This window comes from Deltaproteobacteria bacterium CG11_big_fil_rev_8_21_14_0_20_42_23 (assembly GCA_002796345.1).
Taxonomy (GTDB): Bacteria; UBA10199; UBA10199; order 2-02-FULL-44-16; family 2-02-FULL-44-16; genus 1-14-0-20-42-23.
On the sequence record PCXC01000052.1, the window covers coordinates 1 to 12,554 of the forward strand.

Below are 12,554 nucleotides of genomic sequence, written 5' to 3' on the forward strand. Positions count from 1 at the left end.
ATTTCAAACGCCCTTTTTTCAACAACACCAAACCGTAAACCACTCTCATTACTCACTTCGATGTGCTCATGGAGGGTTTTTCAGGGGGGACTAAATAGAAACACACCTCTTGAACTTTCACGTCAAAACTATCGCTTCTTTTTAGATATCCCACCAGCATTGCGATAAACTAAAACACCGTTTTTCTTCCCATGGCTTTTCGAAGTAAAAAACGAATGGGATGAATGCACTCTGTTAACTTTTGTGGCAGAGGAGATGGTTCGTCGCAAACAAGCGATGCAATTGTTTCTGCGCCCATAAAACTTGAAAGCAAGCCACGCGAAGCATGAGCAATGTTTACATAAAGTCCGTGATGAAAAAGTTCTTCCGGAGGAGTGTATTTAAGTTTTAGAGATTGAAAATATTCTTGAAACATTTTTTCATTTGGAGCGGGGCCAATAATTGGCATTCTGTCGGGAGCAACAGATCGAAAACCTACGCTGCCATCAAGTGTATTTTCATGTTTGACTATGTCGATATTTGATAAATGCTCTTTGAGCAAAGCTAAGTTGTGAAGGTGTGAATGGTGTTCAAGAGCTTCATTTGTTTTTTCGGGTTCGAAGCTAGCGCCCACCATATGCAGGTTTGCAGAGCATGGAACAAGATAGCCGCGGTAGCACAAAATTGTTTTAAGCTGAGAAAGTGCTTTTTCATTGTGCAAAAAACTCACTTGCCCCCTAATTTTTTGAAGTGGTATCCATTGGGTTTGTTCAAACTGTTTGGCTTCATACGCATTAGTGATTACCTCACAGCTTGAAAGGTATTCATCATTTTTTGTAGATACTTTCCAAAATTTATTTTCCTTTTTGATGTTTTGAATCCCACTTTGTGGATGAAGTGTAATGTTGGGATTTGTGAGAATTGCTTTGCACAAGTCTTTTGGGAAAAGCCAAGAGCCCTGCGGAAAGTAAAGCGCATCATGCTTTAGCTGAATGCCCGCAATTTCACTTGCTTCACGTGAAGAAACAAAGTGAAAAAAATCTTTCGGTATTTTTTCTGAAAGTTCAAAAAAAATATTTTTATCTTTTGCTTTCGAGGCAAGGTATAACATTCCGCAGGAATGATACTCAAAACTATATGTTTGCTGTATGTCTTCAAGCTGTCTCAATGCAAAAAGATAAGAAGTTAGATAAAACTGACTGTGTAAGTTTAGTGTTCTTGAAAGGTTGGGAAATAAAACTCCAGCATGATGTTTTTCTGGAAAAAGATTTGCTTCAGTTTTTTCATCAAAGAGGTGAACTTTCCAACCACGCTTCGCAAAAGCATGTGCAGTAATGCATCCAGAGATGCCGGCTCCAATAATGGAAACGGTTTTTTCTTTTGCGCTTGCTTGAAACCGTGGAGAAAAATACCACGTCTTTGCTTTTGTTTCGTCTGTACAAAAATGTCCGAAAATCATTTCGCGTTTTTTTCCGAAGCCTCGCTTTTTTTCTGTTTTAAACCCGTTGGCTTCTAACGCTTTTTGCACAAGGCTTGCAGCGGTGAAGCTTGAAAAGGTTGTTCCTTTTTTACTCAAACGCTTCATTTCTGAAAAAATCTTTTCACTCCACATTTCAGGATTTTTTTTCGGCGCAAACCCGTCTAGAAACCATGCATCAATTTTTGTGGAAACTTGCTCTAAATTTTTTGCAGCATCGCCGTAAAGAAGGGTGAGTGTAACTTTCCCGTCTGCAAAAGAAAGTTTGTGGAATCCTTCGCACGCAAGCGGAAGGTGTGCCTGCAGCTCTTTGCCTTTTTCTGCTAGTTCGGGATGAAATGATAAAAGCTGTTGGTGATCGCTTGGCGAAAGTGGGAATTGTTCTGTGGAAATAAAATGAAGTCTCGCATCTTGTGGCGCAATTTTTTCCCACTTATCCCAAGTATAAAGAAAATTAAGCCCAGTTCCAAAACCTGTTTCGGCAATGGAAAAATGTTGCGCCTCTGAAAGCCGCTCTGAAAGCTGGTTTCCGTTCCAAAAGACATATTCAAATTCTTCTTTGGCACCAGCACGCGAAAAGTAGACATCATCAAATGTTTTTGAAATGACGTTTCCTTGAGCGTCGATGTGTATTTGAGCCTGTTCCAGTTTCATGACAGCTGTGTCTAGAATGTAATACAGAAGAAAAGCAAGCGTTCTCGTTTCATTGACAAAGCCTTGAAAATCGGCTTTTGTCCCGAAAATTGTGAGCGCGAACACAGCTTGCATGCTTGCAAAAGTAAAAGGGGAGCTATGAATATCTTTGATTATGATCCGCGCGAAGGAAAGGTGTTTCAAATTCTTTCTGAAACCGCTCAGCTTTTGACGAAAAAATGTCCGCTTTCAACAGATCAACTTAAAACCTTATATTCCGATATGTGTGTAGCGCGTGCACTTGATGACAAAGCTTTTCTCTTGCAACGCCAAGGACGGCTTGGAACTTTTCCGCAGCTTAAAGGTGCGGAAGCCATTCAAATTGGGGCTGCCACTGCGATGAAAAAAGAAGATTGGCTTGTGCCAAGTTATCGTGAAATTGGAATGATGTATAAACGCGGCGTGCCTTTTTCAAATGCTTGGCTTTTTTGGCAAGGAAATGAAATTGGCGCAAAATTTCCTGATGACGTGAAAGTGGCTCCCATTGCGGTTCCGGTGGGCTCGCAACTTTTGCACGCCGTTGGCATTGCTTGGGCTGCAAAATTAAAAGGTGAAAAACTTTCGGTGATTGCATGTTGTGGTGATGGAGCAACCAGCGAAGGTGAAGTGCACGAGGCTTTCAACTTTGCTGGCGTCTATCAACTTCCCATTGTATTTCTTGTTTCAAATAATCAGTTTGCCATTTCGGTTTCTCGAAAAAATCAAACCGCTTCAAAGACCATCGCGGAAAAGGCTTATGGCTATGGATATGCGGGCGTTCAAGTGGATGGCATGGACGCGCTTGCAATGCATGAAGCCACAACGCAAGCGCTTCATCATGCGCGTGCTGGAAATGGCCCGGTGTTACTTGAAGCACTCACCTATCGTTTGTGCGATCACACCACAGCTGACGATGCAAAAATTTATCAAGATCAATGTGAAAAAGAAAAGTGGATGGAAAAAGATGGCGTGAAAAGATTGAAAACATATCTCGAGCGCGAAAAAATATGGACAGCAGCAGATGAAGAAAACCTGCAAAGCCTTGCTACACAAGAAGTAGAGAAGACAGTAAAAGCATTGGAAGCATGCCCAGGTCAAACACCAGAAGAAATTTTTGGCCACACGTTTGAACAGATGACACCAAGGCTTGCAGAGCAGTTGGAAGATTTAAAACAATTTCATTCCTCCCCTTAGATTAAGGGGAGGTTAGGTGGGGTTATTGTTTCTACACTCAAAAACCGTAACTCCCCCAGCCCCTCTTAATCTAAGAGGGGAGAAAATAATTTGAAAGGTATTTATGCCGATACGAACAAATATCCAAGCTGTGAATGAAGCGCTTCACTTGGCGATGGAACGTGAAAAAAATATTGTGCTTTTGGGCGAAGATGTGGGCAAGTTGGGCGGAGTGTTTCGCGCAACGCAAGGCTTGCAAAAAACCTTCGGCGAAGATCGTGTTATGGACACACCGCTAGCAGAAGCAGGTATCATCGGTGCTTCCATTGGTTTGGCCATGAATGGCATGAAGCCAATTCCTGAAATTCAATTCATGGGTTTTGTGTTGCCGGCGATGAATCAAATCTTGGGCCACGCTGCGAGACTTCGAAACAGAACCCGCGGCCGCTTCACCGTGCCCATGGTGGTTCGCATGCCATGCGGTGGTGGCATTCACGCGCCAGAGCATCACTCCGAAAGCAGCGAAGCCTACTTCACGCACACACCTGGCTTGAAAGTGGTGATGCCGTCAACGCCTCATGACATGAAGGGGTTGTTGCTGGCCTCCATTGAAGATCCGGACACCGTTTTGTTTTTGGAGCACAAGCGCATTTACCGCGCTGTGAAAGGTGAAGTAGCAGAAAACTACTACACCATCCCACTGGGAAAAGCAGACGTGGTGTGCAAAGGAACAGATCTCACCATTGTTACTTGGGGCTACATGCGCCATCTTTCAGAGCGAGTTGCAGCAGAACTTGCAGAACAAAATGTTTCAGTTGAAGTGATCGACCTTCGAACTTTGGCGCCTTTTGATGAAGAAGCTATTCTTACGTCAGTGGCGAAAACAGGGCGTTTGCTGGTAGTGCACGAAGCACCACGAAATTGTGGTCTTGGTGCCGAAATTTGTTCTTTGGTCTGCGAAAAAGCCATCTACTCCTTAAAAGCAGCTCCCAAGCGGGTTACCGGCTACGACATTACCATGCCGCTGCCAAAGGGTGAAGATTTGTACATCCCCAGTGAAGAGCGCATTGTGCACGCTATTCAGCAAATCCTGAGCGAATAGGCTTGTTTTTCATTCAGTTGACGTTTGGGCCGCAAGTCGCTAAGTACTGCCGCCTATACAAAAATCATAAAAATAAGGAGAAGTTATGTTTGAGTTTAAATTCCCAGATGTTGGCGAAGGCATTAGCGAAGGCGTGTTGGTAAAATGGTGCGTGAAAGAAGGCGACACCGTAAAAGAAGACCAAGTTTTGGCTGAAGTGGAAACCGACAAAGCTGTAGTTGAAATTCCTTCCCCAAAAGCGGGAAAAATTGCAAAACTTCATGCCCAAGAAAATACCGAAATTAAAGTTGGTCAGGTGATTGTAAGCATCGAGGAATAATCCTTTGGCAGAGAAAAAAAACAGCGGACCTACCGTGGTAGGAAGTGTGAGTGATGAGCTCTTTGCAGAAAAGAGCTTTTCTGCTTTCAAAAAGCCAACACTTTCGCGAGCTCCAGAATTTGGCTCTGGCCTCTTGGCCTTGCCCCGCGTGCGAAAGCTGGCGCGCGAACGCAATATTGATCTCGAAAAAATAAAAGGCACAGGCCCCGGCGGCATCATTCGCGAAGAGGATTTGGGATAGTTTTTTTATCTCCTCTCCCTAAGGGAGAGGATTAAGGTGAGGGTGACAGCTTTTCAACATGGAACTTTTCTTCCTCCCCTTACTCCCCTCCCGCTAGGAGGGGAAACTTGAATCGAGAAGAATTGTCTGAAGCAACAAAAGTTAAAAAGAGGAAGATATGTCAGAAATAACAAAAGACGAATTTGGTGCAGTAGAAAAAACTCCTTTCATTGGCATTCGCAAAAGCATTGCGAAGCGCTTGAAGATGACCACCACTGCTGTGGCCATGGTAACGCACTTTGATTTTGCCGATGTCACTGAAGTGGCAACACTTCGTGCAGAAATGAAGGCAAGCGGCAAAGCTATCAGCTATATGCCTTTCATCATCAAGGCAGTTACGAATGCACTTTCAGAAGAGCAGCATAAAATTATTAATTCAGAACTCGACGAAGAAAATGGCAGCATTCTTTTCAAACGTTATTTCAATGTGGGCATTGCCGTGGATACCGAGCGCGGGCTGATGGTGCCGGTGATTCAGCATGCCGATAAGCTTTCGCTTGAAGAACTTGGTCAGTCGCTAAGTTCCATTGCCGAACGCGCGCGCAGCCGCACGATTAAGCTGGAAGAAATGCGCGGCGGCACCTTTACCATTTCAAACGTGGGCGCAGTTGGCGGCGCCTTTTCAACGCCCATCATGAACTATCCTCAAGCGGCTATTTTGGGCTTGGGCAAAATCACCGATGAAGCCATGGTGAAAAATGGCCAAATCGTCATCGGCAAGCGTTTGCCACTCTTCCTTTCCTTCGACCACCGCCTCATAGACGGAGCCGACGCCGGCCGCTTCCTCAATGCCATCATAGCTTCGCTCGCTGAACCGAAAAATTTGATGAAATAATTTTTCGCCTTGCAATCTCTTTTGTTTAGAGGTGAAGCTGCTTGCCGAGCAGTTCATCTTTCATCGCTTTAACCAGAGGAGAGAGTATGACAGTCGCTTTGCCTGCAGTTCCTTTTGCACATTTTGTTCAAGTTTCAAGCCTTGGTGCGCAGTTTTCGCAGATAAATACAGAGGGACATTCGGCAGCTCGATCCCTGGCCTTTTTTTCCAGAGCACCAATGGTAGCGGATGGTGTTACCGCGAAAGGGCCTATGTTTAGGAAATGTCGCTTGCTTGATAGTAGGACGGGGGAAAGGCTGCCTGCTTCGGAAGCAGTGTTTAAAGGCATTACCGCTCGGCAGTTTAAGAATGGAGTAGGAAATGTAATTTCAAAGAGAATCCGAATGATAGACTTGACACCGGGAACCAGCGAAACCTTTGCACATATGCTTCGTGAATTTTCGTTACCAGAATTCTACAGAGTTATTGACGTTGCTCGAAGTTTTGAAGTGGGCGCGTTACATGCGGTGGGGCAGGCGAATGGAGTGTTCTTTGAATCAAGAAAAAACGGAATACTTCGCATTGCATGCGCTGATGCAGCATTAAGAAGTGTTGGTATCGAACCACTTGCAGGTGAAACGGCAAGAAGCCCCCCTTATTTTCCAAACAGACCACTTGCTGCAGCGGAAGCACGGCGCGACCAGTGGCAATCTTCAGTGGTATTAACTAGCTTCTCATCAGAAAGAACAGGTGTGTGGAATTGAACAAGGTTTTTGAGTTGAAAAAGCATTAGATTTCAATTGTTTACAATGTTTATTGCTGAAAGTGGAGTTTTGTTTTTCAAGGAAAAAACTTTTTACGCAACTTTTTTGAAGAAGCTGCGATAAGGATTGTGAAACAGAAACTATAAACAAGGAGAGTTTTTATGATTATTGCACCTAGAGCACCATTAGCACCTTTTCAAACTTCTGTTATATTGCTCGGGAAAATGCACCCAAGTGATACTGCTCCCGCTATACAAACATCATCCCTTTTACTGCATGGTGTTAATAAAGTTGAATTTGACGCACCAACTTTTCGTCCAGTTACTCTTTTTGGAGATCCAGCATCTGAAGTTCGTTTTGAACGCTCCCAAAAGGCTCATACATATTTTGCTGCTGGTGTAAGGATTGCTGTTTATAACAAAGCTGTGGCTGTAGCAACAGCTGCAGGAGATGTTGATGCAGCTCTTCGCTTTGCATTGAACCCACTCCCAAAAAAGCCAATAGAGATTCTGGCAGATAGACTCGCTGATGAAATTCAAAAAGGCGCTATGCTTGCTGCAGGAACACTAGATGATATCTTTATAGCACTAACTTCTACAAGCTTGCGGATTGCCATTGATAACGAAGTGCTTAAAGCTATTATGGAAACTGCTCCAGTTCCAGTTGAGTATGAAACAGTTGGAACAGGCATGGGCAATATGGATCCTGTTGAGGTTCAAGCTTTTCCAACAGAAACAATATGGGGCAAACCAGACACCCCAGATTTTTCTAAAAGAGCATTTTTCGACTAAATGAATATTCTACGCATTTCCCCAAAAGAGGCAGGCCTCAACGGCTTGCCTTTTTTTTTACCCTCCATGCAGCGGTACTGATTTTCACTTCTGGAAAAAGGAACTTTCCTTTGCGGGAGCGCACTTTTGAGGCCCTCATCTCTTTGACAGCCTTAAAAAATGATGAAGGCCGAAATGTTGGACATATTTCCCGCGGCGCTTGAGCGGGAAATATGGAGCGAAGCAAAGGAAAGTTTCTTTTTTCCCAATTCAAATCAATTCCCGGAATTCCGCTTGACCTTCAGGTTTATATCCTTTAGCAGGGCAGCGTTTTATTATCCGGCTTGAAGCTACGAGTGGCTTTGGGCTTCATTTTCCGGAAGAAGGGAAGAAAAGATGACGAGAGCTTTTACTCCTCCTGTTGGAATTGCTGGGATAAGAAATGCGCCTGCTGTTTTCAGCTCGGCCAGAGTTTCTACATTGCCAGAGTTTGTATCCGCTTCAATGGCTGGGCATGAACTTAGCGGAGTAAACCCTGGTGTTCACCGTGCTTTTGCAACTGATTTTTTTCGCACTATGAGCAGAGCTGGGATTGGAAATCCGATTTGTCGCTATTTTGCGGTTGGTGATACACATATACCAGCTCTAGGTGCGAGTTTTACCGTTTCTCCAACTTCTCGGGCAAGTTTGGGGAGAATTACAAAAGCGTCATCTCAAGATGCCGCCTGTCTGCTTCGATTGCTTTTTGCTGAAGCTAGCTATGAAGCACTCAATGCTGGCCATGGCATCCACCTTTCGTTTGTGGATGATGTGCTTAGCCTTGTTTTTACTGAAGCTGCTTTGCAGGCGATGGGCTTGCAAACGGCCTTGCCTGGAGTGTTACCAATTCAAATCATGGGTGAAGCGAGCAGTGGCTGCCAATCTCGTGTAGCAATTCCTGCGGGTAATCCTGTGTTTCGACAACTTAAGGCGACAGAACCTGATGCTGAAACCTTTGCTTCAGGAAACAGAGAAGGAAAATCATAATGCGTATTCTTGTTCACCCTGCACCTAGAATGGTCACATCAGGTGAGGGAGTTTCTGCTTTATCAATTAAAACTCCTAAATTTAGTTCTTTTGCTCAATTTACTCAGGCAGTTGCAAGAACGCATTACCCAGCACTTGCTCCAGCCCGTGTTTTTCCTGCAGCGGTTTTGCGTTTTACAAGAATAGCAGGCTTGAGAGACCCTCAGTTCAGAAACTGCCGGTTTGATGAATCTTCACGGGGAATCGAAGTCTTTTTTTCACCTTCTTCTCCAGGGCGATGGTCCCATTTTGAAAATGTGGTGCAAACGGCACAGCGCGATAGAGGTATGCTTTATAGAGCATTGCTGAGAAGCCCAAGTGGTGTTGTAGATGCGGGTGCTGGAATATATCTAAGATACGATGAAAAAAGATCCTTAGGCATTGCTTTTACGACCGCTGCTTTAACCGTAATGGGCTTTACAGCCGAAGCTCGAGCATTAGATGCTCTAAACGACGCACCCTTGTCAGCCTTTTCCACTGAGGGTGCTGTCACTTTCACTTTAAGAGAAGGAAAGAAAAAGATTGTAGCAGGGAGAAACTCTTAATGCTCACACGAATATCTCTTTCAACTTTCATTACAAATGCCATGGCGGGAACGCCAGTGTCTAGCTTGCCAGCGGTGCAAACAGTTCAAACTGCTTCTCGTTATTTACACGCAGCCCAAGTTGGAGGTTTGAGCAATCCTGCTTTAAGCCGATGCAGTTATTTTGGCACTGCAGCTGTGGTGATAGCTTTTGAAGCGGAAAATGCTGTGGATGCTTTGCAGACAGGTTTGCTTCGTGCCGTTGGTGCAGAATCTGACGAAGAAGACCTCATCGCACGCATTGTGGGGAAAACGTTTGAAGGAGCAGGTCAAGCGGTAAGCGCCTTAAATAATGTGTTTATTGAGTTGTTAGGACAAAACCTTGTCCGTTTTGCCTTCACCGAAGACATGCTAAGTGAACTGGGCATTGATTTTTCAGAATTGCCCGAAATCGTAGTTCCTTTCCCGATAATCCTCAATTTTTAGAGATTTCCCCTGTTTTTCGTCATAAAAACTCAAAACCTTAGTGTTTTTTCAGTCTTTTCAGGATTGGATAAAAACGTATTTATTTCCAAAAAAATAAAAATTATCCCTTTTTAAGCAACTTTTTTGAAAAAATTGCGAGAAAATAAGTGTTCACTAAACAAGGAAATAAAATATGAGACTTGTAACCCCAGCACCTTGCATTAGCACCTTTGTTGCCAGTAGCCTAACAGGGGAAGTTCCTCCAGGTGTTAATGCCAGTAATTCAACAGTTTCACTTTCCAGAGATTTGGTTTCAATTGCTGGAGCTGTAGATAAAACACCAACAATACAACTGTGCCGTGTTTATGGAGTATCTGGAGTTGATATTTGCTTTCAGGCTCAAGGCATGCCTGCTCGTTTGCAAGCCGAGGGGGAACGTTTTTTTGCTGCCAGCTCAGCAAAAAAATGTGAGGCAACAGATCTAAGAAGCATGGCACTTTTTTTATTGGGGAAGTTTGATGTCGTTTCCGTTGAGAATGTTATATTTCAACTGTGTGAACAATTTTCTGAGAATGATGGAATGGGTCAGGTGGTGCTCCATGAAGAAGATGTTTACCTTGGCCTTACAGCTGGAGCCTTCCGCATGGCATATAAAATGTCTGACTTAAAGAATATGGGACTCAGCGTTTCCGAAGTTGTGGTAAGGGCTACTGGCAGAGTTTTTCCTTAAACCTGCCCAATTTTTAGGCAGCTTACCAAAAAGTGCCTGGCACTTTCTGGTGAAATTAATGAAGCAACCTTTTGTGATTTGTGCCGATAATAGAAGTGAGGGGTGGTATGAATCAATGAGGTTTTTTCATGTTTCGACCAAGTTTACCGAGTTTTTCTCTATTTTCTTCACCTTTAGGCCAAAATTCTGCTGCAAGTGCAGGAAATAGCCTTGTTTCTGCGGGTTCTTCGGCTTTTTCAGCTCTTCCCTCTGCTGCATCTTCAGCCTCACACTTCACTCCCGCTTCGGCAAGGCCACCTGTTGCGCCGTATTTTGGCGGACCGATGATGTTGGGGATGAGTTTTTTGGGAAGGTTTGATGCGTGGCAAGCCAGACGTGCTGAAAAAAGGGTGAGTCGAGAACTCGAATCGCTTTTTTCACTTTCTGATTATCGAGGCAAAGGAAAAATAAAAGACTATGGCCCGGCTTTTACTGACCTTGCGAAATCCTTACAAGACAATGGGGATGCAGAACTCCTCCTCGCCCTTTTTCGAAGAAGTGATTTTTTGCCCCACCACGAAAAGTTAGGCATTATTTGGGATAAAAAACTGAAGCTAGCAGCGCCATATGTGAAAGTATTAGCCGAAAAAGCTCAAGAAGGTTCAGATACGAAGCGAGCCGCAACATTGATTTTGGATGCCCTCAACAATGACAAAAGTCACCTCACAGATCGAATTCCCTTCACATTTTTTCCAGCTGATCGTGCCACTGGTGTAGAAACCAATGCGCTTGATAGCTCGCAGCTGATTTCTTTTGGGGAAGGATTCAGTGTGAGTATCCTGGTCACACGACCAACGGCGCTGTATGAATCTCAAGATGCCAGTCAAGATACGTTGGAAGTGTATGTTCACAAGGGAGAAGATGAGGAAGCAATGCGTTTAGGAGAACTTTATAACTACTCCTATAACGGTCATGATTTTTATCTTAGATTTCTGTCGACCACAAATGGTGGATACGAATTGACTGGTGCAGTCAATTAAAGGCATCCCTCCAAAATCAACGGTGAGTGCAGAATTTATTTCCTGGAGACCAAGAGAGTCTGTGATTGTGACAACTGATGTCGGTGGTGATGATGAGATCACCGATAGAGAAGAGTTACGTTTTTGCAGATACGTGGAGAGATGATGTGTTACCAGGAAATGAAGGTGAAGATGTTAGACCTAAGGTCTCTGATCCGAAGAGGCGTGTATGGGGGATTGATGTGTTAGATAATCCTCCTCCAATTCACAGAGATCCAGATCCTTATCAAACGTTAGTTATCCCAGCTACTGACCCCGTTCCACCTGTTCCACCGGCGGGAATGGAGAGAGCTCCGGAAGCGGGTGACACAATTTCATCAACTCTGCCAAAACGTTATACCATAGCACCGTATATGCGCAGTGCTTTTGAACCATATTTTCGTTTATGCGGACTTGCCTCGTTGCGTGGGGAAGCGGCTGCTGTTTCGGAAGAAGACCGAAAGTTGGCACGAGAAGCATTGCGCCGGGATAGAACTTGGCTTGCAAAAGATGAAGTTTGGGATGCATATGATCGTTTCAAGAACAAAGCTTATGCGGTGAATGTTGATTATGTAAAAAAGGCTTACCCCTCTTTAGATGATGGAGGAAGATTACAATTAATGCGCACGATGGTAGACAAGTTAATGCAAAGGAACAAAAATGAATTTTGGAACGGCTCTTGGATTTTTTCGAAGCCAATGGAAGAGGAAGTTCCTTCAGAACAATTGGGTCGCATTTATTTTAACTTGGATGCTGACCAAGTGACAGATATGGATGCAGTGTGGCACCGAATGGATCTTCTTTCTGCGCTTCAGCAATCTCTTAAAGATGAAGGTGTAGAGATTAAATTCAAAATTGCGGAGTCGCCAGAGAAAATGCATCGACGAGATCCAGCCGTGCTTTACTTTAAAGCCGCTGACCAAATGGCAGTGCTACGAGCGGTGCAAGCTTTTTCACATCAACATCGCGATATATTTTCGCCAGGTATTCCGCTGTTTGCGGCGCAAGTTTTGGATGCACAGGGAAACGATCTTCCCGGAATATCATTTGGGCAAAATCCGAACAATGGGGCAAGCTTTGGAGAACTGCGAGCTACGGTAATGATAGAAATTTTGAATCAGATTGATCAGATGCTAGAGCATGGCATGACTTTTAGATCTGAGGATGAAGTAATGCAGCTCATTCTTCACCTTATGGAAGCAGGCGGAGTAAGCACACGATACCTCGCGCTTAACAGTGATGGAGAGCGGCTCTTTGATGAGATCATTCGCTACACCGATCAAGGTGTGTGATCCGACCCCGATTTGACGGACAGTTTGAAAGAGGTAAGGCTCTCACTGGAGGGCAATATGGGAAGACAACAGAAGTTCAGTACAGAGTTTAA

14 protein-coding genes are annotated in these 12,554 nt (G+C 44.2%); 13 read left to right on the forward strand and 1 reads right to left on the reverse strand.

Annotation, left to right across the window (positions count from 1 at the left end; genetic code table 11):
- Nucleotides 1–169: 169 nt before the first annotated feature.
- Nucleotides 170–2,293 (reverse strand): bifunctional tRNA (5-methylaminomethyl-2-thiouridine)(34)-methyltransferase MnmD/FAD-dependent 5-carboxymethylaminomethyl-2-thiouridine(34) oxidoreductase MnmC, encoded by a 2,124-nt coding sequence (locus COV43_06435; protein PIR25195.1) that lies wholly within the window; start codon nt 2,291–2,293, stop codon nt 170–172.
- Between COV43_06435 and pdhA the strand changes: the two genes are divergently transcribed.
- From pdhA to COV43_06500, 13 genes are all read left to right on the forward strand, one after another.
- Nucleotides 2,249–3,322: a pyruvate dehydrogenase (acetyl-transferring) E1 component subunit alpha gene (pdhA, locus tag COV43_06440; protein PIR25196.1), complete on the forward strand. Its 1,074-nt coding sequence runs from the start codon at nt 2,249–2,251 to the stop codon at nt 3,320–3,322. The two genes, COV43_06435 and pdhA, sit on opposite strands and share 45 nt — an antisense overlap.
- Nucleotides 3,323–3,425: 103 nt before the next feature.
- The gene (locus COV43_06445; GenBank protein ID PIR25197.1) at nt 3,426–4,403 is read left to right on the forward strand and encodes an alpha-ketoacid dehydrogenase subunit beta; all 978 of its coding nucleotides are present in this window, start codon (nt 3,426–3,428) and stop codon (nt 4,401–4,403) included.
- Between the two features lie 85 nt (nt 4,404–4,488).
- On the forward strand, nt 4,489–4,722 hold the full coding sequence (locus COV43_06450; protein PIR25198.1) for a hypothetical protein: 234 nt from the start codon (nt 4,489–4,491) through the stop codon (nt 4,720–4,722).
- A gap of 4 nt (nt 4,723–4,726) precedes the next feature.
- Complete coding sequence (locus COV43_06455; GenBank protein PIR25199.1) at nt 4,727–4,963, forward strand: hypothetical protein; 237 nt, start codon at nt 4,727–4,729, stop codon at nt 4,961–4,963.
- 157 nt (nt 4,964–5,120) lie between these two features.
- The gene (locus COV43_06460) at nt 5,121–5,837 is read left to right on the forward strand and encodes a hypothetical protein (GenBank protein ID PIR25200.1); all 717 of its coding nucleotides are present in this window, start codon (nt 5,121–5,123) and stop codon (nt 5,835–5,837) included.
- 86 nt (nt 5,838–5,923) lie between these two features.
- A complete protein-coding gene (locus COV43_06465; protein ID PIR25201.1) occupies nt 5,924–6,580 on the forward strand; it encodes a hypothetical protein in 657 nt (218 codons plus the stop codon).
- A 161-nt stretch (nt 6,581–6,741) separates the two neighbouring features.
- Nucleotides 6,742–7,371: a hypothetical protein gene (locus COV43_06470; GenBank protein ID PIR25202.1), complete on the forward strand. Its 630-nt coding sequence runs from the start codon at nt 6,742–6,744 to the stop codon at nt 7,369–7,371.
- A gap of 375 nt (nt 7,372–7,746) precedes the next feature.
- Nucleotides 7,747–8,376: a hypothetical protein gene (locus tag COV43_06475; protein PIR25203.1), complete on the forward strand. Its 630-nt coding sequence runs from the start codon at nt 7,747–7,749 to the stop codon at nt 8,374–8,376.
- The gene (locus tag COV43_06480) at nt 8,376–8,960 is read left to right on the forward strand and encodes a hypothetical protein (protein ID PIR25204.1); all 585 of its coding nucleotides are present in this window, start codon (nt 8,376–8,378) and stop codon (nt 8,958–8,960) included. The genes COV43_06475 and COV43_06480 overlap by 1 nt, the downstream gene beginning before the upstream one ends.
- Complete coding sequence (locus tag COV43_06485; protein ID PIR25205.1) at nt 8,960–9,424, forward strand: hypothetical protein; 465 nt, start codon at nt 8,960–8,962, stop codon at nt 9,422–9,424. The genes COV43_06480 and COV43_06485 overlap by 1 nt, the downstream gene beginning before the upstream one ends.
- Nucleotides 9,425–9,596: 172 nt before the next feature.
- Nucleotides 9,597–10,133, forward strand: coding sequence for a hypothetical protein (locus tag COV43_06490; GenBank protein PIR25206.1), 537 nt, complete (start codon nt 9,597–9,599; stop codon nt 10,131–10,133).
- A 128-nt stretch (nt 10,134–10,261) separates the two neighbouring features.
- A complete protein-coding gene (locus COV43_06495) occupies nt 10,262–11,152 on the forward strand; it encodes a hypothetical protein (GenBank protein PIR25207.1) in 891 nt (296 codons plus the stop codon).
- Between the two features lie 77 nt (nt 11,153–11,229).
- Nucleotides 11,230–12,462, forward strand: a complete 1,233-nt coding sequence (locus tag COV43_06500; protein ID PIR25208.1) for a hypothetical protein — start codon at nt 11,230–11,232, stop codon at nt 12,460–12,462.
- Nucleotides 12,463–12,554: the final 92 nt, after the last annotated feature.